Annotated in this window: 17 protein-coding genes; 11 read left to right on the top strand and 6 right to left on the bottom strand. The window is 66.5% G+C overall.

Going from position 1 to position 26,059, the window contains the following annotated elements; translation table 11 throughout:
• Positions 1–22 precede the first annotated feature (22 nt).
• The 5 genes from BMY90_RS12195 to BMY90_RS12175 all read left to right on the top strand — a co-directional run bounded on the left by BMY90_RS12195 (position 23) and on the right by BMY90_RS12175 (position 8,829).
• On the top strand, positions 23–2,272 hold the full coding sequence (locus BMY90_RS12195) for a glycosyl hydrolase family 95 catalytic domain-containing protein (protein WP_092704256.1): 2,250 nt from the start codon (positions 23–25) through the stop codon (positions 2,270–2,272).
• 101 nt (positions 2,273–2,373) lie between these two features.
• On the top strand, positions 2,374–4,194 hold the full coding sequence (locus tag BMY90_RS12190) for a tetratricopeptide repeat protein (protein WP_092704254.1): 1,821 nt from the start codon (positions 2,374–2,376) through the stop codon (positions 4,192–4,194).
• Positions 4,195–4,252: 58 nt separating this feature from the next.
• A complete protein-coding gene (locus tag BMY90_RS12185; RefSeq protein ID WP_092704252.1) occupies positions 4,253–5,923 on the top strand; it encodes a trehalase family glycosidase in 1,671 nt (556 codons plus the stop codon).
• 210 nt (positions 5,924–6,133) lie between these two features.
• The gene (locus BMY90_RS12180) at positions 6,134–7,198 is read left to right on the top strand and encodes an alpha/beta hydrolase (protein WP_092704250.1); all 1,065 of its coding nucleotides are present in this window, start codon (positions 6,134–6,136) and stop codon (positions 7,196–7,198) included.
• Positions 7,199–7,422: 224 nt separating this feature from the next.
• Positions 7,423–8,829 carry a sigma-54-dependent transcriptional regulator gene (locus BMY90_RS12175; RefSeq protein WP_092704248.1) on the top strand — a complete coding sequence of 469 codons (1,407 nt, stop codon included), beginning with the start codon at positions 7,423–7,425 and terminating at the stop codon, positions 8,827–8,829.
• 275 nt (positions 8,830–9,104) lie between these two features.
• Here BMY90_RS12175 and BMY90_RS12170 read toward each other — a convergent pair whose 3' ends face one another.
• The 6 genes from BMY90_RS12170 to BMY90_RS12145 form a co-directional block, all read right to left on the bottom strand.
• Positions 9,105–10,352 (bottom strand): ABC transporter permease, encoded by a 1,248-nt coding sequence (locus BMY90_RS12170; protein WP_092704246.1) that lies wholly within the window; start codon positions 10,350–10,352, stop codon positions 9,105–9,107.
• Positions 10,349–11,680 (bottom strand): FtsX-like permease family protein, encoded by a 1,332-nt coding sequence (locus BMY90_RS12165; RefSeq protein WP_092704244.1) that lies wholly within the window; start codon positions 11,678–11,680, stop codon positions 10,349–10,351. The genes BMY90_RS12170 and BMY90_RS12165 overlap by 4 nt, the downstream gene beginning before the upstream one ends.
• A gap of 152 nt (positions 11,681–11,832) precedes the next feature.
• Positions 11,833–13,401: a response regulator gene (locus BMY90_RS12160; RefSeq protein WP_175481562.1), complete on the bottom strand. Its 1,569-nt coding sequence runs from the start codon at positions 13,399–13,401 to the stop codon at positions 11,833–11,835.
• A 220-nt stretch (positions 13,402–13,621) separates the two neighbouring features.
• A complete protein-coding gene (locus BMY90_RS12155; RefSeq protein WP_092704243.1) occupies positions 13,622–14,068 on the bottom strand; it encodes a response regulator in 447 nt (148 codons plus the stop codon).
• Positions 14,065–15,870, bottom strand: coding sequence for a sensor histidine kinase (locus BMY90_RS12150; protein ID WP_245735031.1), 1,806 nt, complete (start codon positions 15,868–15,870; stop codon positions 14,065–14,067). The genes BMY90_RS12155 and BMY90_RS12150 overlap by 4 nt, the downstream gene beginning before the upstream one ends.
• A gap of 129 nt (positions 15,871–15,999) precedes the next feature.
• Positions 16,000–18,339: a GH92 family glycosyl hydrolase gene (locus BMY90_RS12145; protein ID WP_092704239.1), complete on the bottom strand. Its 2,340-nt coding sequence runs from the start codon at positions 18,337–18,339 to the stop codon at positions 16,000–16,002.
• Positions 18,340–18,504: 165 nt separating this feature from the next.
• On the opposite strand from BMY90_RS12145, the gene BMY90_RS12140 reads away from it, so the two are divergent.
• The 6 genes from BMY90_RS12140 to BMY90_RS12115 all read left to right on the top strand — a co-directional run bounded on the left by BMY90_RS12140 (position 18,505) and on the right by BMY90_RS12115 (position 25,954).
• Positions 18,505–19,557: a LacI family DNA-binding transcriptional regulator gene (locus BMY90_RS12140; protein WP_092704237.1), complete on the top strand. Its 1,053-nt coding sequence runs from the start codon at positions 18,505–18,507 to the stop codon at positions 19,555–19,557.
• A 17-nt stretch (positions 19,558–19,574) separates the two neighbouring features.
• The gene (fucP, locus tag BMY90_RS12135) at positions 19,575–20,915 is read left to right on the top strand and encodes an L-fucose:H+ symporter permease (protein WP_008212993.1); all 1,341 of its coding nucleotides are present in this window, start codon (positions 19,575–19,577) and stop codon (positions 20,913–20,915) included.
• Between the two features lies 1 nt (position 20,916).
• Positions 20,917–21,891 (top strand): carbohydrate kinase family protein, encoded by a 975-nt coding sequence (locus BMY90_RS12130; RefSeq protein ID WP_092704235.1) that lies wholly within the window; start codon positions 20,917–20,919, stop codon positions 21,889–21,891.
• Positions 21,892–21,917: 26 nt separating this feature from the next.
• Entirely contained in the window at positions 21,918–23,165 is a 1,248-nt protein-coding gene (locus BMY90_RS12125; protein WP_092704292.1) for an AGE family epimerase/isomerase, read from the top strand.
• 141 nt (positions 23,166–23,306) lie between these two features.
• Positions 23,307–24,113 carry an HVA1 family protein gene (locus BMY90_RS17525; RefSeq protein ID WP_092704233.1) on the top strand — a complete coding sequence of 269 codons (807 nt, stop codon included), beginning with the start codon at positions 23,307–23,309 and terminating at the stop codon, positions 24,111–24,113.
• Between the two features lie 350 nt (positions 24,114–24,463).
• Positions 24,464–25,954 (top strand): MFS transporter, encoded by a 1,491-nt coding sequence (locus tag BMY90_RS12115; RefSeq protein WP_425438662.1) that lies wholly within the window; start codon positions 24,464–24,466, stop codon positions 25,952–25,954.
• Positions 25,955–26,059 lie beyond the last annotated feature (105 nt).

Here is a 26,059-nt window from a genome sequence, read left to right as displayed (position 1 = left end):
GCGCACCACTTCGGGAGCGACCATGAGCTTGCGCCACATCGGCTTCACTGCACTGATCTTCTTCGGCATGGCCCACGCACCATTGGCACGCTGCGCCACCGATCCCAGTTTCCTGCTCACCGGCACGGCGAAGAATTTCGGCAGCTATTTCCCCAGCTACCTGGCGAACGGCTACTTCTCCGTGATGACCTCACCGCGCGGCACCGAACCGACGCGCAGCTACATGGTCGCCCTGATGGACTACGCGAAGGGCGACACCTCTCGTCCCGCCGCGATCCCGGGCTGGAACGAAATCGACTACAACCCCGGCGGCGGCTGGCTGAATTCGACGCGACTGGACCCGAAAATCTTCGCCGGCTACACGCAGACGCTGGACATGCACGACGCCACGCTTACCACGCGCTACCGCTTCGACTACGCGCACAAGGCCACCGACGTGCAGGTGACCAGTTTCGTCAGCCAGGCCGATCCGCACCTGGCCGCGATCCGCTTCACCATCACGCCGCAGTTCAGCGGCGACGTGCAGCTCACCTTCCCGATCCGGCTGTGGTCGGCCTACCAGCCGCGCTTCGCGATCGCGACGATGACTGGCGCACAGATGATCGCCGCGGTGATCGCCAGCGGGCAGAACCTCGACAACAAGCCGGTGCCCACGCCCGACCGTGCACCGGTGTGGTACCCCGGCTACACCCGGGTGCTGTCCGACGACGGCAACGCGAAGACGCTGACGCTGTGGCTCGACGGTCGCGCCAAGCAGGGCCTGGCGATGGCCGAGGCCGCTGCCATCGCATTGCCGGACGGGATCGTGATCCGGAGCGCGAAGCTTGCCAAGGGACCGTATCGGCTCTCACTCGACCTCACCGTGCATGTCGAGCAGGGCAAGACCTACGCCTTCACCAAGTACATCGCCGCTTCGCGCGATGGCTGGGGCGGCGGTGCGCAGGCCGATCTCGCGCTCGCCACGCAAGCACGCAGCACCGGCTTCGACGCCCTGCTCGCAAGCCACCAGGCCGCCTGGCGCCAGCTCTGGCAATCGGACATCGTGGTGGATGGCGACCCGCAGGTGCAGAAGACCATCCACTCGGATCTCTACTACCTCTTGTCCAACACTACCGTGGGCACCGCGTGGCCGATGGGCGCCTGCGCGCTCACCCCCAACTATGCCGGCCACGCGTTCTGGGACAGCGATTCGTGGGTATTCCCCGCGCTGTTGCTGCTGCATCCGGAACGGGCGAAACCGATCGTGATGTTCCGCCATCGCACCATGCTGCCCGCGCAGGCGCAGGCGGCGCATTACGGCTGGAAGGGCTTGATGTATCCGTGGGAGTCCGACCCGCAGAAAGGCACCGTGGTCACCCCGCATTTCGCCGAGGGCGTGCACCGCGAGATCCATGTCAACGCCGATATCGCCATCGCGCAATGGCAGTACTGGCTCGCCACCGGCGACGAAGACTGGCTGAAGCAGGACGGCTGGCCGGTGATCCGCGGCGTGGCCGAGTTCTGGGCCAGCCGCGTCACCTGGGACAAGGCGCACGACCGCTACGAGATCCTGCACGTCACCTCGCCCGACGAGGCCTACGACGACGTGCCGAACGACGCGTTCACCAACGCCGCCGCGCGCAAGGCGCTGCGCATCGCGGTGAAGGCGGCCACGCTGGTCGGCGCCACGCCCGATCCGCAGTGGTCGCGCATCGCCGACCACATGTACATCCCGTTCGACGAGAAGGCGCAGCGCCACTACGATTTCGACCCCTCGGTGCCGCACGACAAGATCACATGGATGGGTTCCTCGCTAGCCTGGCTGATGTACCCCAACCTCGACCTGCCGATGAGCGAGACGGTGCGCCGCAACGACTTCGCCTTCCAGCTGCAGGCGCTGAAGACCCACGGCGACGACCCCAACGAAATGATGATGGTGATGCTCGCCGTGGGTTCCGCCGAACTGGGCGACGCGAAAGGCGCTGGCCGGTGGATCCAGCGCAACCTGGTCGGCTTCCTGAAACCGCCGTTCAACGTGCGTACCGAAACCGCGGCGAACAACGCCGGCTATATCCTCGCCACCTCGGCCGGTTTCGTGCAGAGCATGGAATACGGCCTCACCGGCCTGCGCATCGACGACAAGGGACTCGACCCGGCCTACACGCCGGTGCTGCCGCCGACGTGGCAATCGCTTACGCTCAAGGGCGTGCACTTTCGCGGGAAACGGTACGACGTCACCGTGCAGCGTGATGCGACGACGGGCAAAGCGACGCTGATGCGGCGGGCGCTATGAAGACGCCCCCGATGAGCGCCGAGCTCCAACCTCGCCATTCCGGCGCAGGCCGGAATGACGGGCAAAAACCCGTGTTGGAATGACGGGCCGGAAAGCATCCCATGCCCACCACCGCACCCGCGCTGCTCGAATCCATGCGCCAGGTCGGCGCGCTGTTGCAGGCCGGTGACCTGCGCAGCGCGCACCAGCGCCTGCAGGCCATCGTCGTGGAACACCCCGACTGTGCCGAAGCGCTGCGCCTGCTCGGCGGCCTGCGCCAAAGTTTCGGCGATGCCGAAGGCGCCGAGGCACTGCTGCGCCAGGCGATGGCGCTCGACCCGAACTGGGCGCCTACGCTCACAACCTTGGGCGAACTGCTGCTCACCAGCGGCCGCCACGACGAAGCCGAACCCCTGCTGCGACGCGCGGCCACCAAGCTGCCGCACGCCGCATTGCTGTTGGCGCGCCACTACAACGGCAACCAGCGCCCGGCCGACGCGCTGGCGCTGCTGGCGCCACTGTGCGCCACCGGCCACGCCAACGCCGAGCTGGCCGCGCAACACGTGGCGGCGCTGGCTGCGATGGGGCGTCACGACGAAGCCATCGCGTACTATCGCCGTGCGGCGGAAGCGGCGCCCGACAATTCGGGCGCCGCGCATGCACTGGCGATCGCCCTCACTGCCGCCGGCCATCACACCGAAGCCGAACGCACCGCCAGCCTGGCGCTGGCGCACGGTCGCCCGAGCGCCACCATCCACTTCACCCATGCACGCAGCCTGATCGCACTCGGCGAGTTCGCGCGCGCCGAAGCGGCCTTGCGCGACGGCCTGCGGCTGGAACCGCGCAACGTCGAGGCGCACGACCATCTCGCGCGACTGGTGTGGATGCGTACCGGCGACCCCGCGCAAGCCACGGACTCGCTCGATCAGGCTCTGCAGAAGTTCACCGGCGACGAGGCTTTGCTCGCCGCCAAGGCCGCCATCCTGCAGGGCACGGGCGATGCACGCGGCGCCCATGCCTGCTTGTCCGCGCCGGCTTCGCACGCGCAGGCCACGCCGGTTTTACTGGTACGCGCAGGGCTTGCCGCGCTGGAGTTCGACCCTGCAATCGCACGGAGCCTGGCGGAACGAGCGCTGCACGTGTCGCCCGCTTCGACGGCCGCGCGCAACCTGCTGGCCGCCGCCCTGCTTGGTGTGGGCGATGCGCGCCACGCGCTGCATCACTGCGAAGCCCTGCTGACCGAGACGCCTGACGACCAGTACTTGATCGCCCTCCAGACCACCGCCTGGCGACTGCTTGGCGACGTGCGCCACGACGCCTACTGCGACTACGCACACCTGGTACGACCCTGTCGCCTGCAGGCGCCATCGGGGTGGCCGGATCTCGCCAGTTTCCTCGCCGACCTCCAGCGCAGCCTGGAGTGCCTGCACGATCCGCACGGTCATCCGCTGCTGTTCCAGTCGCTGCGCCACGGCACCGAAACCACTGCGGACCTGACCCGTCACACCGACCCGGTGATCCAGGCCCTGTTCAATGCCTTCGACGCGCCGATCCGCGACTACCTCGCGCACATCGGCCACGGCGATGACCCGCTGCGTCGTCGCCATCGCGACAGCTACCGCTTCAACGGCAGCTGGTCGGTGCGCCTGCACAGTTCCGGCTACCACGCCAACCACGTGCATCCGCGCGGCTGGATCTCCTCGGCCTTCTATGTCGACCTGCCCGAGGGCATGGCCGGCGCCACCACGCCGGACGGCTGCCTCGCCTTCGGCGAGCCCGGCATCGTGACGACACCACCCTTGCACGCCCAGCACAGCGTTCGTCCCGAAGCCGGCACACTGGTGCTGTTTCCATCATATGTCTGGCACGGCACCGTGCCGTTTTACAGCGACCGCGCGCGACTCACCGTCGCCTTCGATGCAGTGCCGGAGCGGGCAATGTGAAAACACCAGCGACCCCGGGGACCGATTCCCCAGATGCCGTACCCATGAGGCTTCATCCATGAAAACCCTCGCCCGTACCGCCTTCGGCACGCTGGCCGTGCTGTGCATGACAAGCGTCTTCGCCGCCACGCCCGACCCAGCACGCACACGCGCCTATATCGACCATGCCTGGACCAGCCTGACCCGGCAGATGGCCGACTGCTCCGCCTTCGGCCACGGTGTGGGTGGAGTGCAACCAACGGTCTACCTGCCGCATGCGCTGCCCACGCCAGCCGGGCTCGCGCAGCTTGCCGGCACCTGCCATGTCGAGGTGCGGCGGCTGCCCCGCACGATCCACCGGCTCGGCGACATCGATGCCACGAAACTGCCCGCACAGGGGCTGCTCTACCTGCCGCATCCCTACGTGGTGCCCGGAGGCTTCTTCAATGCGATGTACGGCTGGGACAGCTATTTCATCGAACTCGGCCTGCTCGCCGACCACCGCGAGGCGCTCGCCCGCAATATGGTGGACAACGCGTTGTTCGAAGTGGCGCACTATGGCGGTGTACTCAACGCGAACCGCACCGTCTACCTCAGCCGCTCGCAGCCCCCGTTCCTTGCCATGATGATGGCAGCGCTGATGGATGATCCTGCCAGTTTCCCCGATACCGCGGCGAAGCATGCCTGGCTGGTGCACGCCTACCCGCTGGCGGTGCGCAACCACGACGTGTGGACGCGCCCCGAGCACCGCGCTGGCGACACCGGCCTGGCCCGCTATTTCGACTACGGCCACGGCCCGGTGCCGGAGTCGCGCGACGCCCGCTACTACCAAGGCGTAATCAAATGGCTGCTGGCGCATCCGTCTCAAGACCCCGGCTACCTGGTCAAGGCATCGCAGCACCCGGGAGCCGCCGAATCGGCACACCTGAAAACCACGAGTTGCGACGTCGGCGCATCGAAGGTCTGCGCCGATGCCTGGGCCGACGGCTATCGTCTCAGCGCCGACTACTATCTCGGCGACCGCGCCATGCGCGAATCCGGTTTCGACACCGATTTCCACTTCGGCCCGTTCGGCGGCTCCACCCACCACTACGCACCGGTAGGCTTGAACAGCCTGCTCTACCGCTACGAGTGCGCACTGCACGATTTCGCCGTGCAACTCGGCAAGACGGCGGACACCAGGCACTGGGCGCACGCAGCAGCAACGCGCAAGGCCGCGATGAACCAATACCTGTGGCAATCTGCCAAGGGCCTGTACATGGACTACGACTTCGTCGCGCACCGGCCCTCGACCGATCCCTACCTGACCGCGTTCTACCCGCTGTGGGCAGACGCGGCCTCGCCCGCGCAGGCACACGCGCTGGATGGCAAGCTCGGGCTGTTCGAGCAGCGTGGCGGGCTGGCCATGAGCACCCGCGTCACCGGCGCGCAATGGGATGCGCCGTTCGGCTGGGCGCCGACGAACTGGCTCGCGGTGGCCGGGCTGGACGCCTACGGCTTCCACGCCGACGCGCGCCGTATCGCCGGCAAGTTCACCGCCACCGTCGATCGCAGCTTCGCCGCGGACGGCACAATCCGCGAAAAATACAACATGGTGCTCGGCAACGCCGACGTGAAGATCACCGCCGGCTACACCCAGAACGTGATCGGCTTCGGCTGGACCAACGGGGTGTACCTGAAGATGCGGCAATTGCTCGACGACGGTGCGATGCCAAAGGCAACGGCCACCACGACAGGCGGATCGGAATAGGCGCCCGTTCAAGGTCCTGTCCAGCCCCCGTCTGCCGTCATCTTCCCGGGAGCAGGAGCAGCTTCAGCCGCGATGCTTTTTGCATGGCAGCCGAAAAGCCTGAAGAGCATCGCGGCTGAAGCCGCTCCTGCTACAAGCTCGTGCGCTCACCATTTGAACAGGCGCTCAGGCCAACGCAACCACCCACCTGGTCACATGCGAGGAACCACCATGAACCGTTTGCCTCGATCAACCATCACCTCGGTCATGCTGCTCGGCGGCAGTTTGTTCGCCGCCAGCGCCCTCGCGCAAAGCATCAAGCCCGACGGCAGCGTCACCTCACCTGCCGCCAGCGTGCCCTACTCGGTGTTCGCCTCGCCGCAGGCGCGCGCGTTCTTCCCGAAGATGCTTGCCGAAGGCAGCAAGGCGCCGCCGATCACCGCACCGATCGCGCAAAGCCGCGCCTTCTACGACCACCTCAACCGCAATCGCGTGCGGCGCATGGAAAAGCTGTATCCGGTGAAACTCGGCCACAGCAGCATCGCCGGCGTCGATGTCGACACCGTGTTGCCCGCGCAGGGCGTGGCGCCAGCGAACCGCCACCGCGTGCTGCTCAACCTGCACGGCGGCGCCTTCCTGTGGGGGGCGCACAGCGGGGCGCTGGTCGAATCGATCCCGATCGCCAGCCTGGGCCGCATCAAGGTCATCGGGGTGAACTACCGGCAAGGCACCGAATACACCTTTCCCGCCGCCAGCACGGACGTGGAAAAGGTCTACCGCGCCCTGCTGAAAACGCACAGACCAGACGAGATCGGCATCTACGGCTGCTCGGCCGGCGGCATCCTCACCGGCGAGTCGGTGGCGCGCTTCATCACCGACAAGCTGCCGGTACCCGGTGCGATCGGCATGTTCTGCGGAGGACTGGTGGACATCGCCGGTGATTCGTCCTACACCGCACCGCTGCTCAACGGGCAAGGCGTGCCCGCGCATCCCTTCGGCCTCGCCGCGCTGCCCTACTTCCACGGCGCCAATCCGCATGACCCGCTGGTACAACCGGGGCTGTCGCCCGCGCTGCTGGCGCAGTTCCCGCCGACCCTGCTGATCACCGGCACACGCGACATGACCATGAGCTCGGTGGTCCACAGCAACGAACTGCTCGACCAGGCCGGCGTGCCCACCGAACTGCACGTATGGGAAGGCATGTGGCACTCGTTCTTCTCCGATCCCGAACTGCCCGAGTCGCAGCAGGCCTATCGCACCATCGTGGCATTCTTCGAACACCGGCTGGCACGCTGAGAATCCGCCCGGTCCCGGAGCCCGCTCGCGGGCGATGCTTTTGCTTCTATTCCCACTGCGGGAAAGCATCGCCCGCGAGCGGGCTCCAAGTTCCTGCCGCAAAGCTGCGCACCGTTCGGAGCGACCGTCGAACAGGCCCGCCGGACGGCATACGCGCCCGGACGGCTTTGCCTCCCGTCAAAGCGGCTAGTATCCTGATTGACATCCCACCAACTGCCGTGCCCATGAGCCAACAGACCGTTCTGGTCATCGACGACGAACGCGACATTCGCGAGCTGCTCACCATCACGCTGGGCCGCATGGACCTGCAGGTCCACGCCGTCGGCACGGTTGCCGAGGCCCGCCGCGCGCTGGACGAGCGCAGCTACGATTTGTGCTTCACCGACATGCGCCTGCCCGACGGCAACGGCCAGGAAGTGATCGAGCTGATCGCGGACGAACACCCCGACACGCCGGTGGCGATGATCACCGCCTACGGCAACGTCGACGCCGCGGTGAATGCACTCAAGGCTGGCGCGTTCGATTTCGTCTCCAAGCCGGTCGATATCCAGATGCTGCGCCGGCTGGTGCGCACGGCGCTGAAGCTGGCCGAGGAAAAGCGCGCCGGCGGCAACGATGCGCCCGATGCCGCCGCCAGCGGCAGCCGCCTGATCGGCGACTCGCTGACCATGCAGCAGGTCCGCGTCACCATCGGCAAGCTGGCGCGCAACCAGGCACCGGTCTACATCGCCGGCGAATCCGGCGTGGGCAAGGAACTGGTGGCGCGGCTGATCCACGAACAGGGCCCGCGCACCAGCGGCCCGTTCGTGCCGGTGAACTGCGGCGCGATTCCGTCCGAGCTGATGGAAAGCGAATTCTTCGGCCATCGCAAAGGCAGCTTCACCGGCGCCGGCGCCGACAAGGAAGGCCTGTTCCAGGCCGCCAACGGCGGCACGCTGTTCCTCGACGAAGTCGCTGAGCTGCCGCTGCACATGCAGGTGAAACTGCTGCGCGCGATCCAGGAAAAAGCGGTGCGCCCGATCGGCGCGCGCGAGGAAATACCGGTGGACGTGCGCATCCTCTCGGCCACGCACAAGAACCTGGCCGCGCTAGTCGAGCAGGGCCTGTTCCGACAGGATCTGTTCTATCGCATCAACGTGATCGAATTGCGCGTGCCACCGCTGCGCGAGCGCCGTGGCGACGTGCCGCTGCTGTCCGCCTTCATCCTCAAGCAACTGGCCGCGAAGAACGGTGGCGACGAAGGCCGCCTGCAGGCCGACGCCAGGCAAGCGCTGGAAGCCTACGATTTCCCGGGCAACGTGCGCGAACTGGAAAACATCCTCGAACGCGCAATGGCGATGTGCGACGGCGACAGCATCACCGCCACCGACCTGATGCTGCCGCAACGCGCGCCGCGCATGTCCGGCGAGCCCGCGCCAACGTCCCCGTCCCCGGCCGGCATGGCGACCGCGCCCGCCGCCGCGGCATCCACGCCCGACGGTGGCCTCGACGACTACATCAGCAACCTCGAGCGCACCGCCATCATCAAGGCGCTGGAAGAATCCCGCTACAACAAGACCGCCGCCGCCCGAAAGCTCGGCATCACCTTCCGCGCGTTGCGCTACAAGCTGAAGAAGCTCGGCATCGACTGATCGTTGTTCCGTGGCCGCCAGGTTGCTCACCCATAGCAGGCTTTCGCTGGCCTGCCGGCCAGTGAGTCCCTTCTCTTTGCTGGCCCATGGCTTACTTCCCTCACCGTCATTCCAGCGCAAGCTGGAATCCAGCGACTGTACGGCTTGGGCAAGCGTGACCCTCACTGGATTCCGGCCTGCGCCGGAATGACGAGCAAGGGCGTGATGCGCGTTGCGTAGGGCTGTAAGCGCTCACAGCTTGTCGGCCACGTGCGGGCACGGCAGGCGGGGTGCCCTCACACCGAGCGCGTGGCCTCCACCGGCGGAACCGATGCCGCGCGCCGTGCCGGACCCAGCACCGCTACCTGACCGAGCAACCACAACAGCAATGCGCCGACTCCAAGCACCCAGAGCGGCATCCGCGGCAGTTCGTAGTGCGCCATCAGCGACAGGTTCGCGGCGATGCCCAGTACTACGCCCAAACCGATACCGGCAGCCACGATCAGGGCGTTCTCCACCTGGAAGTAGCGCAGAATGTCGCCCCGCGTCGCGCCCAGCGCACGTCGCACGCCGATCGACCGACGCCGCTGACCGACCCAGAAACTGCTCAGGCCGACGATGCCGCCCGCTGTCGCCAGCAACAGCAGGCCGCACATCGCAGCCATCATGATCGCCACGCCGCGATCGGTGGTGTAGGCCTTTTCGCGGGCCTGCACCAGCGTGACCACGCCATCGTCCGGACTGATCAGTCGCATGCGGTTCTGCGCAAGCAACGCTGCCGGCGCCGCATGTAGCAACTTGTCCAGCTGACCCGCCTGCGCGCGCACCAGGTAGACCACGCCGTCATCGGGGCTGGCGTAGCGCGCCGGCACCAGCACCGTGTCCTCGTCGATCGAACGTACGCCGCTGCCCGCGTAGCTGCCTTCCAGCCGGTCGACCACGCCGATGATCGTGCTCGGGCCGTCGTCCCGGAGATAGACGCGCTGGCCCACTGCCGAGCCCCCGGGGAAAAGCTTGCGGGCCAGGTCGCGCGTGATGATGATCACCGCCGGCACCACCTTGTCATTCGGGCCGAGGCTGGCGATCTCGTCGGCACGGAAGTTGCGCCCGGCCACCAGCGTGATACCGAATGTACCGAGTGCATGTTCATCGGCAAAATAGGACAGCGCCAGCTGCAGCTTCTTCTGCTCGATCTGGTGCTTGAGGCGCACCAGGCCACCACCGCTCTCTTCCATCGGATAAGCCTGGCTGGCAAACGCGTCACGCACGCCCGGCAGCTTGCGCAGGGTCGCCAGGTCGGCGTTCATCTGCGCTTGGATATGCGGCACGTCCGGCTGGCCGATCCACTGGTTGTTGATCGCGAACAGGTGCGCCTCGTCGACGCCGCTCGGGCGCGACAGATGCACCACCCGCGTTTTGACGATGAACAACGCGTTACTCACCACCGCAAGAGTCAGCGCGATCTGCAGCACGATCAACAGCGTGGCCATCTTGTGCCGGCGCAGCGCGGCGAGGATCGGACGCATCTGCATCGCCACGCTCATCCGTTCACCTTCAGCTGCCACGCCGGCTGCACATGGGCGGCACGCCAAGTGGGATACAGAGCGGCGATCAAGGTAACGAGCAACGCGACCACGACGGTCAACAGGAACAGCGACGCATCCAACCGTGTCAGCTGAGCGATCTCCGGCTCAAACACCTTGCCGATGCCAGCCATGCCCAGGGCCGTCAACAGCAGGCCCAGCAGACCACCGGCAAGCCCGATCACCGCCGCCTCGATCAGAAACTGGCGATAGATCGCTCCGCGCGACGCCCCCAGTGCGCGGCGCACGCCGATCTCCGGCGCGCGCCGCATGAAGCGAGCCAGCATCAGGCCGACCACGTTGACGAGACAGATCAGCAGGAAACTCACCGAGACGATCAGCGACAACGTCGACGATTTCGGTATCACGTTATTACCATCCTGGCGCAGCCATTGCATGACATCGGACAGGCGCACGTTCGGCGGCCAGTCGAAACGACCGAGGCGTTGCTGTTCGGCCGCGTAGTTGCGTAGCCAGTCGCGATAATGCGCCACGTCGGCGCGCGCAGGCAGTTCCACCCAGGCCGCGATCCATGCGCATTCGCTGCGCAGAACGCTGTTCCAGTCCGGCAGGTCGGGATCGACGGTATTCGTGCTGCAATAGAACTGCCCCGTGGTGGCCTTGTGCAGGTCGATGGCACGACTGAACGGGAGATAGAGCTGTCGCGGATGACTGAAGGGATAGTACGTACTGGCCACATCGAAGAAACGCGGACGCGGCTCCCAGTCGTCCAGCACACCGACGATGCGATAGACGTGCGCATCCAGGTTGATCTCGCGACCCACGCTGTTCGCGCCGCCGAACAGCTTCTGGTTGAGCGCACTGCTGATGACTACCACCGCCGCGCGCTGCTCGTCAGCATGGCTCGACCAGCCGCCACCGTAGCGGAACCGCGCGTCGAACATCGCGAAGAAATCGCTGCTCACCGCATCGCCTTCCTGCGGGAACGGCGGCTGCCGCGCGTCATCCGGCAGCACCGTCCACTTGCTGCCGTAGATCAGCACCTGCCGCCGCGCCTGACGCGCATGCAACAACGCTTCGGCATCCCTATAGCTGAGCAGGATCGGCGGCTCGCTCTTCCAGTTGTGCGCCGGTCCGAAGTTGTCGATCTGCGGCACGAACAACTGGTGCGACTTCTGCGGAATCGGGTCGGCCGCAGCAGCTCGAAACACCGCGAAGGAAATCATGCAGGTGGCTACCCCACAGCCCATCAGTACCACCACGAGCGCCGTCAACGCCTTGCTGCGCCGACAACTGCGCAGTGCCAGGTCGAAGTAGTAGCCGAGCATTGATCCCCCAGGATTCCCCCGACCACCCGAGCGGAATGGTCGAGCCGGGAGACTACCAGACTTCACCATGGCGACAAGCGAAGCGGCACACCTTTGCACTTCGGCCGCAGATGACCTGCTGCCTGGGGCGAACGTACCTTTCCACCGCGACCTCAGTCGCACTCCCTATCGCCCACCAGCGCCCGGCGCAGGCAGTGCAGCAGCTTGCTGGTGGAGAACGGCTTGTCGAGCACATGTAGGCGCGGCAACGGTGGCAGGGATTCGGGGGCCGGTGGATGGTCGGCGCTGGCGAGCATGATCACCGCGCCGACGTAGCCGCGATCGGTCAGCGCCGTCAGTGTCCGTTCGGCGGTGAACAGGCTCATGTCGGCATCCAGCAGCACCAGGTCCGGCAGGCTGCCGGCCTCGATCCATTGCAGTGCGGCGGTGCCGCTCTGGCTGGCGTGGACCTGGTAGCCCCAGGCATCCAGCGTGTCGCTGAGCAGCGACAGCAGCGCAATCTCCTCGGCCACGGCAAGCACGCGCTCGGCGTTGCCCTGCAAGCTCTCGGCATCTTCCTCGCCGGCCATGTCGGCCGCCAGCTCGACCAGCGGAATGTACAAATGGAAATGGGTGCCCTGGCCCGGCGAACTCTCCACTCGCATCAGGCCGCCGTGGCTGGCGATGATGCGCTTGCATGACAGCAGGCCCAGCCCGGTGCCGGTTTCCTTGGTGGTGAAGAAGGGCTCGAACAGCCGTGCCAGCGTCGCGTCGTCCATGCCCGTGCCGGTATCGATCACGGCCACGCGCAAATAAGGCCCGCTGCGCGGCTCCTCCTCTTCCAGGAAGAAGTCCGTCGGCAAGGTGACCTGTGACGTCTCGACGCGCAGCTCGCCGCCATCGGGCATGGCCTGGATCGCATTCAGGCAGAGGTTGAGCAGGCATTGCTGCAGCTCGGTATGGTTGCCCTGGAAGCTGAGCTCGGGGTCGGGCATGTCGATGGTAAGCCGCACGGAATGCGGCACGCTGCCCTGCAGCAGCAGGCCCAGCGCATCGAGCAGGTTGCCCAGTCGCAGTTGCTCGGCCCGGCGCGCACCACGTGCGAACGAGAGCATCGACTGCACCATGTCCAGCCCGCGCCGACCACAGTCGCGCACCAGCGCACCCAGCCGCGCCAGGCGTGGATCGTCCTTGTAGTCCTGCAGGCTGTCGCCGGCCAGCAGCAGCGGCTGCAGCATGTTGCGCAAGTCGTGGCTGAGGCCACCGGCGAGCATGGCCAGGCTTTCGAAGCGCTGGGCGCGCATCAGCTCCGTTTCGGCACGGCGATGGGCACGCTGCGCCTCGGCCTCGCGCAGCGCCCGACGCACCGCGCTGGCCAGTCGCGCCGGGTTCTGCTTGAGGATGTAGTCGGTGGCGCCGTTGCGCAGTGCCTCGATCGCCGCCTCCTCACCCAGCGTGGCGGAGACATAGATGAAAGGCAGCTCGCCGTCACGCTCGCGCAGCAAGGCCAGCGCGCGCTGGCCGGAGAAGCCGGGCAGGCTGAGGTCCGACAACACGATGTGCGGCTGGAATTCGTCCAGCGCTTCGAGGTAGCGCGCCTCGTCGTCGACCACGCGCGTTTCGCAGGCGATGCCGTCCGCTTCCAGTTCGGCCAACGCCAGCTCTGCATCGGGCCGGCTGTCTTCCACCTGCAATACCCGAATCGTCGGCAAGGTGGCCGGATGGTTCTGTTTGTCGTTCATGTGCGTGCTTGAGCCACGATATCCCTGTCTGTTGCCGTTCGACGTGTACGGAGCGTGGGCGGTAGAAACTTTCGAGGCGAAAAAGTGGCTGCGTGAGGACAGATTTTCGACGATTCGCCGGTCCATAGTGGTTCTATGGGCCAAGAAGCGACGGACATATGGACCACGCAGACACTTTTGCAGCCCGGAGGATTTCTGCCGCCCACGCTCCTAGGTTGTTTCAATCGGGCTCCGGTGACTGGTTCAGTACCGCCCAGAATTGACCCAGCGTACGCACGGCGTCGAAAAATTGCGCCACGTCCACCGGCTTGATCACGTAGGCGTTGGCGCCCAGGTCCCAACTGCGCGCCAGGTCGCGTTCCTCGCGCGAGGACGACAGGATCACCACCGGCACGCGGCGAAACCTTTCGTCCTGGCGCATGTGGGTAAGCACCTCCAGCCCGTCCATGCGCGGCATCTTGATGTCCAGCAGCACCACCGCCGGGTCGCCGCTGCCACGGCCGTCGAAGGCGCCGCGCGCGTACAGCCAGTCCAGGCAATCCACGCCATCCTCGACATGCACCACCGGGTTGGCCAGGTTGGCCTCCCGCAGGGCATCCATCGCCATCTCGGCATCGGCCAGGCTGTCTTCGACCAGCAGGATGGGGCGCAGGAAAGCTTGTTTCATGAAGTCTCTCGTGTATGGGACGGCGTCGGCTCGGCGGCCGACAGCGTGAAGTGGAAACGTGCCCCTTCGTCCGGCTCGCCCTCGGCCCAGGTGCGGCCACCGTGGCGCGTGACGATGCGCCGCACGTTGGCCAGGCCGATGCCGTTGCCGGGAAACTCGGAGGAGCGATGCAGCCGCTGGAACACGCCGAACAACTTGCCGGCGTACTGCATGTCGAAACCGGCGCCGTTGTCGGCGACGGTAAATTCGTGGTCACCCTGGCGCGTGCGCCGCGTGGTGACCTGGATGTGCGCATCCTCGCGATGGCCGGTGTATTTCACCGCGTTGCCGATCAGGTTCTGCCACACGGTGCGCAGCATGTTTTCGTCGCCGATGACGATCGGCAACGGATCGATCTTCCAGGTGATGTGCCGCCCGATGGCCTCCGACTCGGCCATCGCACGCGCTTCCTCCACCAGCGATTGCATGTCCACCGGTTGCAGTCGCAGGGCGCCGCGCCCCAGCCGCGAGAACACCAGCAGGTCGTCGATCAGCTGGGCCATCCGCTTCGACGCGTCGCCGATCACGTCCAGGTAATGATGCGCGCGCTCGTCGGCCTGGTCGCCCAGGTGTTGCTCCAGCTTGCCGGCAAAACCGGCGATATGGCGCAACGGCGCACGCAGGTCGTGCGAGACGGAATAACTGAACGCCTCCAGCTCGCGATTGACGTCGGAAACCTGCGCCACCTTGCCTTCGAGCTGGCGGTTGAGGTCGTTCACCTGCTGCTCGACCAGCGCGCGCGCGGTAACGTCGCTCACCGTCAGCAGCAACGCGGGCTTGTCGTTGTCCTGCTGCAACCGGCGCGCGTTGATCACCACGTGGCGTTCCACGTCGTCGACGGTGCGCTGGATCAGTTCGTAATCCCACAGCTCGCGGTCGCGTACCAGCACGTCAGTGAGCCGCTGCAGCAGCGCGCCATCGCTCCACGCACCATCGCCGATCCCGGCCAGCGGCTGCGCACGGACATCCTGCGCCACGCCGTACAACTCGCTGAAGGCCGCATTGACCAGCAGCGTGCACAGATCTTCGTCGAGCAGCGCGATCGGCTCGCGCACCGTCTGCACGATCAGGCGCGAACGTCGCACGGCCTGTTCTTCGCGCGTCTCCGCCCGCAGGCGCTTGCCGATCTGTCGTTCGGACACCACCACCACGATGACCAGCAACAGGATCTGCGCCGCCGCGGTGATGCCCAGCACCAGGCTGCTGTCGAACGATTGCTTCTGCGCATCGAGGCGCCGCTGCTCCAGGATGCCTTCCTGGCTGGCGGCCATGTGCGTGGTCAGGCTGTCGATGTTGTACAGCCGGCTGGCATCGCGCATGGAGGCATTGGCACCGGCCGCGTCACCGCGCTGATACAACAGCAAGGCCTGGTCCATCAGCGCCAGCCGTCCCGCCACGGCGGCGGCCAGCGAGGTCACCAGCCGCTGTTGTCCGGCGTTGTCGCTGGTTCGCTCGCGCAGGGATTCCAGCAATTGCGGCACGTCGTGGTCGGCACGTTGCGCGCGGGCCAATTCGGTCGCGGTGTGTTCACCGCCGATCAACCGGTAGATCGCCGCCTCGCTGTCGCGCACCACATAGGCGATGCGGTAGACCAGCGCGCTGGTCTCGGCCGAGCGGGTGACCTGCGCACCGGCACCCAACGCCTGTTGCGCACCGCTGCGGGTAATCATGTAGGGAAGCGCAACGATCACGAGCACGGCGAACAGCAGGCTGACGATGCGCCAGCGCAGCGCCACCACATCCCGCATCCCCCTACGGATCATCGTCGGGTCCCTCATAGGCATGACAAGGCATTCTGGCATGTTTCCGCAAGCGCGCCAGCCTGCCCCGTGTGCGCGGGATCACCGTGCCGACCCCGCGCCATGCATGGCGCGGGAGTCCGGAAACCACGATTACTGCCCGTACCGGCTCATCGACGTCGGACGCGCCGCAAGATCATGCCCCCAGCTGCGATTCGGCGTGGCCTGCATGGTGAAGTGCAGCTCGCCGCCGGCAAGGATCTCGGCGTGGTGCAGATACACCCGGTCCAGCGGCTTGCCGTTCAGCGTCACCTTGCCCACATAGGGATGCGCAGCGTCCAGGTGATCGGCCACCACGGTGAAGGTATGGCCGTTGGTCAGGTGGATCACCGCCTTCGGCACGAACGGTCGGCCGATCGCGTACTGGTCGCTGGCCGGCGTCACCGGGTAGAAGCCCAGTGCGGTGAAGATGTACCAGGCCGACATCTGGCCGAGGTCGTCGTTGCCGCTGAGGCCATCCGGTCGCGCGGCGTACTGGGTCTCCATGATCTGTTTCAGCCGCTCCTGCGTCTTCCACGGCTCGCCGGCGTAGTCGTACAGATAGGCGATGTGATGGCTGGGCTCGTTGCCGTGGGCGTACCAGCCGATCAGGCCGGTGATGTCTTCCACGTTCTTGAAGTGCGACGGATCGACCTTGGCGTCGAACAGTTCATCCAGCTTGGCATCGAATTTCGCATCGCCGCCCATCGCCGTGATCAGCCCGGCCACGTCCTGTGGCACGTACCACGAGTACTGCCACGCGTTGCCTTCGGTGTAATCGCTGCCGTAACCGGCATAGGTGGGGTCGAACGGCGTGCGGAACTGGCCGTTGCTGAGCTTGGCGCGCATGAAGCCGGTTTTCGGATCCCATGCGTTGCGCCAGTTGGTGGCGCGCTTGTCGAAGGTGGCGGCAATCCTGGTCTTGCCCATCGCCGTGGCCATCTGCGCCAGCGACCAGTCGTCGTAGGCATATTCCAGGGTCTTGGAGGCCGCTTCCGGCTCCTTGTCGATCGGCACGTAGCCGAGTTTCATGTAGTCGGCCAGGTCGCCGTACGGGCCATAGGTGGCGCTGGCGACCATCGCCTTCATCGCCGCATTGGCGTCGAAACCGCGCACGCCCTTCAGGTACGCATCGGCAATCACCGGCACCGCGTGGTAGCCGATCATGCACCAGGTCTCCAGCCCCTGATATGCCCACACCGGCAGGATGCCGAACGGGCTGGCCTGCTGCGCGGCGATCAATGACTGGATGAAATCGGTGCTGAGATCGGGCCGCAGCAGCACCATCAACGGCTGCTGCGCGCGATAGACATCCCACAACGACCAGCTCGAATAGAAGTCGAAACCCTTGGCCGTGTGCACTTCATGATCCGGCCCGCGGTATTCGCCATTGACGTCCATGCTCAGCGTGGGCGACAGCATCGCGTGGTACAGCGCGGTGTAGAACTGGGTCTGCTGCGTCTTCGTGCCGGACACGTCGATCGACGACAGCGCCTTGTTCCACATCGCGGTGGCCTCGGCACGGCGGGCATCGAAATCCCAGCCCTTGCCGTCCTGGTCGAGGTTGGCGATCGCGTTCGCCTCGCTTACCGACGATATGGACACCTTCACCACCAGCGGCGACTTCAGCTTGCCGAAGTCGAACACGCCTTCCAGCGCGCGGCCGTTCTCGGCATCGTGGTCCTGCGGCTGGTTGCCCGGGCCCTTGAAACCCTTGTAGACCACGTTCGTCTCGCGGTCGTACAGCGTGCGCGAGACCATCGGCTGGTTGAAGCGCATCGCGAAGCAGAGCTGCCGACCCGGCGCCCAGCCGCGAGTGGTGCGACAACCGCTGACGGTGCCGTCCGGGCGCACGCGCAGGCGCGCCCACAGCACCTTGCCCGGGTAGTCGTAGATGCTGGGGCGCAGGTCGAGCAGCACATGCGCCGGCTTGTCCTTGGGAAAGGTGTAGCGATGCCAGCCCACGCGACGCCCGGCGGTCAGCTCGGCACGCACGCCGTAATCCGCCAGCGTCACTGCGTAATAGCCGGCGTGCTCCACTTCGGTGGCATGGCTGAAGCGCGAGCGGTAACCGCTGCCCGGCTTGGTCGGGTCACCCGGGTCCAGCTTCACGTCGCCGGCAATCGGCATGACCAGCACGTCGCCCATGTCCGAATGACCGGAACCGGAGAAATGCGTGTGCGAGAAGCCCATGATGGTCGGGTCGCCATACTGGTAGCCGGCGGCCCACTTGTAGGCGTGCTTGAAATCCGGCATCGCGGTATCCGGCGACAACTGGATCATGCCGAACGGCACCGTGGCGCCGGGAAAAGTATGGCCATCGCCACCGGTACCGATGCTCGGATCGACCGAGCCGGCATGCCCGGGCGCGGCGGCGGACGCCAGCACCGGCCACAGGCCGACCGCGGCGGTGAGCAAGGCGGGAAGCCAGAAGCGGGATGGACGACGGGTCATCGGGATTCCTCGGTTGCGGGCCAGCCGGCCATTTGGATCGTTACAAATGCAGCAAGCTAGCACCCACCGGCGAAGCCTGCATGCTGCACTGCAGCTATCACGAATCTCCCGCAATCGGCAAGATTCGGTTACATTTGGATCGTTACAAACCGGGGAACATCCACGATGGGAAGCACTCCGCAGGTTCGGCGCAAGGTCACCCTGAGCGATATCGCGGCTGGCTGCAATGTCTCGCGCGCCACCGTGTCGTTGGTGTTGCGGGGCAGTCCGCTGGTGAACAAACACACGCGAGCGCGGGTGGAAGAGGAACTGCGCCGACAAGGGTACGTCTACAACCGCGCCGCCGCCAATTTGCGCCGCCGCACGTCATCCAGCATCGCGCTGGTGCTCAACGACCTGGCCAACCCGTTCTTCGCCGAATTCGCCGCCGGCGTGGACGAAGCGGTCGCCGGCGCCGGCTTCGTCACGTTGCTGGGCAGCACCGCCGAATCGCCCGCGCGCGAAGAGGCCGTGCTCGGCTCGCTGGTGGAACACGGTCCGGGCGGCATCATCCTGTCGCCGGCCGAAGGCAGCGATGCACGCAAGGTACTGGCGGCGGTGGGCAGCCACATGCCGCTGCTGCTGTTCAACCGCGAGCTGGACGGCAGCGTGCCCGAGATCGCCCACTGGGACACGCTGGCGCTGGACAACCAGCGCGGCGCGCAAATGGCCACCGAGCACCTGATCGCACTGGGCCACAAGCGCATCGCCTTCTTCGGCGGCCATCGCGACTCCAGCTCGTGCCGCCAGCGCCGCGAAGGCTATCGACAGGCGATGCACGCGGCCGGACTGCGCGTGGAATCGCACTGGATGGTCGAAAGCGCGCCCACCCGCCTGGACGCCGCCCGCCAGACCGCGGCGCTGTTCGCCGGCAAGACCTCGCCCACCGCGGCGGTCTGCTACAACGACGCCGTGGCGCTGGGCCTGATGCTGGGCCTGTACCAGCACGGTCGCCGCCCCGGCCATGATTTCGCGATCACCGGCTTCGACGATATCGCCGAAGCACAGGTGAGCATGCCGCCGCTCACCACGCTGTCCACCGTGCCGCGCGAACGCGGCAAGCAAGCCGCCGCGCTGCTGATGCAGCGTCTGCAACATCCCGACACGCCCGTCGGCCACACCATTGCACCGGTGAAGCTGGTCGTGCGCGAAAGCAGCTGCCCACCACCCGCCGCCTGATTCCAGGGAGAATCCGCATGGCCTTCACTGCACCGCCTGCCAGCCAGTCCACGCCCGCCCCCGGCGGAGGCCAGCGCTATACCGACTTCCCGATGGCCCTGGGCGTGATCACCACGGTGTTCTTCATGTGGGGTCTGCTGACCGCACTGAACGACATCCTGATTCCGCACCTCAAATCGACATTCCAGCTCGATTACGCCCAGGTGATGCTGGTGCAGTCGACCTTCTTCGGCGCGTACTTCCTGATGGCGCTGCCGGCCGGCAAGCTGGTCGCCCGGCTGGGCTACAAGAACGGCGTGGTGGCGGGACTGGCCATCGCCGGCATCGGCGCGCTCGGCTTCTGGCCCGCCGCGGCGCTGCATCTGTACGACGCATTCCTCGGCGCGCTGTTCGTGCTCGCCACCGGCATCACCGTGCTGCAGGTGGCCGCCAATCCGTACGTATCCCTGCTCGGCCCGGAGCGCACCAGCTCCAGCCGCCTCACCCTGGCGCAAGCGCTGAACTCGCTGGGTACCGCGCTGGCGCTGTGGTTCGGCGGCAAGCTGATCCTGTCGGCGGTGGTGAAAAGCCCGGACGACATCGCGCACATGGCCGGCGCCGACCAGCTCGCTTACCAGGCGCAGCAGGCGCATGCCGTGCAGGGGCCGTATATCGGCCTGGCCATCGTGCTGTTCCTGCTGGCCGTGTTCGTGTGGCTGTTCCGCCTGCCCGCCCTGCGCGAAGCCACCGACCAGGCCGACGTGGGCCACCACACCTATGCCGATGTGCTGCGCCATCCGCACGTGCTGTTCGGCGTGCTCGGCATTTTCTTCTACGTCGGCGCGGAAGTGTCGATCGGCAGCGCCATGGTGAACTACCTGGCGATGCCGGACATCGGCCACATCAGCGAGCAGCAGGCGGCCTACTACACCTCGTTCTACTGGGGCGGCGCGATGGTCGGGCGCTTCCTCGGTTCGTGGCTGATGGCGTTCCTGTCGCCACGCAAGCTGCTGAGCGTTTTTGCGGTGATCAACGCGCTGCTGGTGCTCACCACCATGAGCACCCACGGCAACGTGGCGATGTTCAGCATCATCATCATCGGGCTGTTCAACTCGATCATGTTCCCGACCATCTTCGCACTCGGCATCGAGCGGCTCGGGCCGATGACCAGCAAGGCGTCGAGCCTGCTGATCATGGCCATCGTGGGCGGCGCGGTGATCCCGTACCTGCTCGGCGTGCTGGCCGACCACATCGGCCTGCAGCACGCCTTCGTGCTGCCGCTGCTGTGTTACGCCTACATCGTGTTCTATGGCGTGTCGGGTTCGAAGATCCGCACGCCGACGCCTGCCGCGGCACCCACCACGGAGGCATCCGTCTGACATGAGATCCATCCTCTGTTTTGGTGAAGCACTGATCGATTTCCATGCCGAAGGCACGGATGGCCACGGCTATCCGCGCGCCTTCGTGCCCTTCGCCGGCGGCGCCCCGGCCAACGTGGCGGTGGCGGTGGCGCGCCTGGGTGGACAAGCCCGTTTCGCCGGCATGCTCGGCAGCGACCTGTTCGGCGACCTGCTGCTGGACAGTCTGCATCGCGCCGGCGTGGGCGTGGACGACGTGGTGCGCACCGATGAAGCCAATACCGCACTGGCCTTCGTGGCACTGGACGCACGTGGCGAGCGCAGCTTCAGCTTCTACCGGCCACCCTCGGCCGACCTGCTGTTCCGGCCGCGCCATTTCCGCGCCGAAGCCTTCGCCGATACCGCGATCTTCCACGTCTGCTCCAACAGCATGACCGACCCGGCCCTGGCCGAAGCCACCCGCGAAGGCATGCGCCGCGCGCGCGCCGCCGGCGCGCTGGTCAGCTTCGACCTCAACCTGCGCCCTGCGCTGTGGCCGGCCGGTGCCGATGCGCATCCCACGCTGTGGGATGCATTGACCCTGGCCGACCTGGTGAAACTCAGCGCCGAGGAATTCGCCTACCTCGCCACCGACGGCGAAGCCGCCGTGCTCGAACGCCTGTGGCAGGGCCACACGCGGCTGCTGGTGGTGACCGACGGCGACGCATCGCTGCGCTGGTTCGCACCGGATGCGGATGGCGAGCTGCCGGCCTACCGCGTGCCTGCCGTCGACACCACCGCCGCCGGCGATGCCTTCGTCGGCAGCCTGCTGTACCGACTCGCCGTGCAGGCGATCAGTCCCAACGAATTGCCCGCCCTGGTTGCCGAGCTGCCGCGGCTGCATTCCACGCTGCGCTTCGCCGCCGCCGCCGGTGCACTCACCGTGACGCGTCAGGGCTCGTTCACCGCGATGCCCGACGACGCCGAAGTCCAGGCCTTCATGGAAACTCACTCTTGAATCAGCCACTCATGAATTCGCCACGCATGCCCCCCCACCTTCCCGCCGAACCGCTGCCCGACTTCCGCTCGGCCGATGTCCTGCGCCAGCACATCGCCGACACCATGGCGTTCTATCACCCGCACGTCATCGATCCGGCCGGCGGCTATTTCCAGTACTTCAAGGACGACGGCACGATCTACGATCGCAGCCATCGCCACCTGGTCAGCAGCACGCGCTTCGTCTTCAACTACGCGATGGCCGCGATGGAATTCGGCGACGACGCGACCTTGCAGCGCGACTACCTCGACGCCACCCGCCACGGCTTGCGCTACCTGCGCGAAACGCACCGCAACCCGCAAACCGGCGGCTACACCTGGACGATTCGCGACGGCCAGCCGGAAGATCGCACCAACCACGCCTACGGCGTCGCCTTCGTGCTGCTGGCCTACGCCACCGCGCGCAAGGCCGGCTTCGACGAAACCGTGCCGTGGATGGACGAAACCTGGAATCTGCTCGAACAGCGTTTCTGGGACGCCGACGCCGGCCTGTATCGCGACGAGGCCGACGCCGACTGGCACTTCAGCGACTACCGCGGCCAGAACGCCAACATGCACATGTGCGAAGCGATGCTCGCCGCGTGGCAGGCCAGCCACGAAGCGCGCTACCTCGACCGCGCCCTGCTGCTGGCCGACCACATGACCCGACGCCAGGCCGCCAAGGCCGGCGGTCTGGTGTGGGAACACTACGACCTGCAATGGAACATCGACCCGGACTACAACAAGGACGACCCGCGCAATCTGTTCCGTCCCTGGGGTTTCCAGCCCGGCCACCAGACCGAGTGGGCCAAGCTGCTGATGATCCTGCAGCGCGAACTGCCCGTTGCCGGACGCCAGGCGCCGGAGTGGCTGCTGCCCACCGCGCGCCATTTGTTCGACGCCGCCGTCGAACACGCCTGGGACAACGAGCACGGTGGCCTGTGCTACGGCTTCGCCCCCGACGGCAGCGTCTGCGACGGCGACAAGTATTTCTGGGTGCAGGCCGAATCGCTGGCTGCCGCGGGCCTGCTGCACGCGGCCAGTGGCGAGTCCGCCTACGACGCGTGGTACGGCAAGCTGTGGGCCTACGCGTGGCAGCACCTGGTCGACCATCGTTACGGCGCCTGGTATCGCATCCTCACCCAGGACAACCGCAAGTACGACGACGAGAAAAGCCCCGCCGGCAAGACCGACTACCACACCATGGGCGCCTGCCACGAAATGCTGGCGTTGATCCGGAGTGGCGGCAAGCCCTGAAATCTCGACGCCACCTGTAGGAGCGCACCCTGTGCGCGAGGCTCTTCGTCACATGACGGAAAGCTTCGCGCACAGGGTGCGCTCCTACAACCGGCTACGCAGTGACATCGCCTCGACCCTTCCCGTGGCACGCTGCACGACATGCCCACGTCACCCGCCCTACCCGTCTTCACCATCGGCCACTCGACCCGCCCGATCGAGGACTTCCTCGCCCTGCTGACCGAAAACAGCGTGGAAGAAATCGTGGACGTGCGACGCCTGCCCGGTTCGCGCCGCCATCCGCAGTACGACCAGGACACGCTGCGCGAAACCCTGGCCGCCCACGGCATCGGCTATCGACACATCGCCACGCTGGGTGGCCGGCGCGGCGGCCGCACGGCTGAGTCGCGCAACACCTGGTGGGAACATCCCGCCTTTCGCCGTTACGCCGACTACGCGCTCACCGCAGCTTTCCGCGAAGGTCTGGCCGAACTGCTGGCCTGCTCGGCCACGCGCCGCTGTGCGGTGATGTGCGCCGAAGCGGTGTGGTGGCGCTGCCACCGCCGCATCGTCACCGATTACCTGCTGCATGCAGGCCGCGAGGTGTGGCACATCCTCGGCCCGCATCACGCCGAACACGCCGCGATGACGCCGGCGGCGCAAGCATGTGGCGAAGGCTTGATCTACCCGGGATTGATCTCTCCCGACCACTCCATCCGCGAGGAACCTGCCATGGCACGCACATACCAGGTCGGCGACCACGTCAGCTGGAACTCCGAAGCCGGTCGCGTACGCGGCACCATCACCAAGGTGCACACCAGTGACGTGAACTGGAAGGGCTATACCCACCACGCCAGCAAAGACGATCCGCAGTACGAAATCCGCAGCGACAAGACCGACCATGTGGCACTGCACAAGGGCAAGCCGCTGCGCAAGCTGAAGACGCCGGCACCGCCGCGGGACGACTGATTCCCGACGCACCAGCGACTGGTCCCCGCTCCTCCCCCTGCAAGCAGGGGGAGGCTGGGAGGGGGTTCACTGCGTACCTCGACGCCCACGGTCAAGAGCACCCCACCCCAACCCTCCCCTGCCACCTTGCAGGGGAGGGAGCACGAGCGCCGATGGTCCGCTGGTGCCTCCGTATGCCCGCCGCATGCAGGCACTCCAGCCATGAATACGTATGCAAGCGCTGGTTGTTGCACCGCGATACGGCCTAGCCTAGGGCGGACACCCGCGAACGCGGCCACCGAAGCCTGACAAGCTCCCAGGAGACGACCGTTGAAGCCGACCGCCGCAACCCGCCACCGGACGCTTTCGTGTTGACCGAACCCGGCGTCGCACGCGCCAAGCCCGAGCTGTCGTTCCGGCAAATCTGGAACATGTGCTTCGGCTTCCTCGGCATCCAGTTCGGCTTCGCGCTGCAGACGGCCGACGTCAGCCGCATCTTCCAGACCCTGGGCGCGTCGCTGGAACAGATTCCGGTGCTGTGGATCGCCGCGCCGCTGACCGGCCTGATCGTGCAGCCGATCATCGGCCACTGCTCCGACCGCACCTGGACGCGCCTGGGTCGCCGCCGCCCGTACTTCCTTGCCGGCGCGGTGCTTGCCACGCTGGCGCTGTTCTGGATGCCGAATGCCGGCGTGCTGTGGATGGCGGCGGTGCTGCTGTGGCTGATGGACGCCACCTTTAACGTGGCGATGGAACCGTTCCGCGCCTTCGTCGCCGATCAGCTGCCGGTGCGCCAGCGGCCACTGGGCTACCTGTTGCAGAGTTTCTTCATCGGCGTGGGCGCGGTCATCGCCTCGATGCTGCCGTGGATCCTGGCCCATTGCGGCGTCAGCAACGTGGCGCCGGATGGCCGCATTCCCGACACGGTGAAGTATTCGTTCTACGCCGGTGGCGTGGCCCTGCTGGGTGCGGTGTCGTGGACGGTGTTCCGCACGCACGAATATCCGCCCGAGCAACTGCAGGCGTTCGATCCCGCACCAGCCACCACCGCCGAAGCAGACCACCGCGGCGCCTGGCGCGGCGGCATCGCCTGGGTCGTGGCGGGCGCCATCATCGGCGTGCTGATCCAGCGCTTCCACATGCAGCAGGAGATGTATCTGCTGGCGGGCGGGCTGGTCGTGTACGGCGCCCTGCTGCTGTGGCTGGCGCGCACGCGCAGCCGCGGCATGCTGGCGCAGGTGCTGGGCGACCTGCATGCGATGCCCGATGCAATGCGCCGGCTGGCCTGGGTGCAACTGTTCTCGTGGTTCGCCCTGTTCGCGATGTGGATCTACACCACCGCCAGCGTGACCCAGCTGCAGTTCGGCACCAACGACCCGCATTCGGCGCTGTACAACGAAGGCGCCAATTGGGTCGGCGTGCTATTCGCTGCCTACAACGGCTTCGCCGCGCTGGCCGCGCTGGTCATCCCGCTGATGGTGCGCCGCTGGGGCTTGCGCGCCAGTCACCTGATCAACCTGTGGCTGGGCGGCGCGGGCTTGCTGGCGTTCCTGTTCATCCGCGACCCGAACTGGCTGCTGCTGCCGATGCTGGGCGTGGGCTTTGCCTGGGCATCGATCCTGTCGCTGCCGTACGCGATGCTGTCGGACAACCTGCCCGCCGCCAAGATGGGCGTCTATATGGGCATCTTCAATTTCTTCATCGTGATCCCGCAGTTGATCGCGGCCAGCGTACTGGGTGGATTGCTGAAGCTGTTCTTCCATGGCCAGCCGGTATGGGCGTTGGTGCTGGGCGGCGTGAGCCTGTTCGCCGCCGGGTTGTTCACGCTTCGGGTGCAGCCAACCGAGCGTACTGGCACGTAGGAGCGCACCCTGTGCGCGAATGCCTCTGACAGGGGATTGCGCAAGTCTTCCGCGAGGGCCTTTCGCGCACAGGGTGCGCTCCTACGGGAGCGTGTGAAGGCCCAG

It is taken from the genome of Rhodanobacter glycinis (genome assembly GCF_900114325.1).
Classification (GTDB): Bacteria; Pseudomonadota; Gammaproteobacteria; order Xanthomonadales; family Rhodanobacteraceae; genus Rhodanobacter_A; species Rhodanobacter_A glycinis.
The sequence above is the reverse complement of the archived record's forward strand: the minus strand, read 5'-3'. Positions and strand labels throughout refer to the sequence as shown.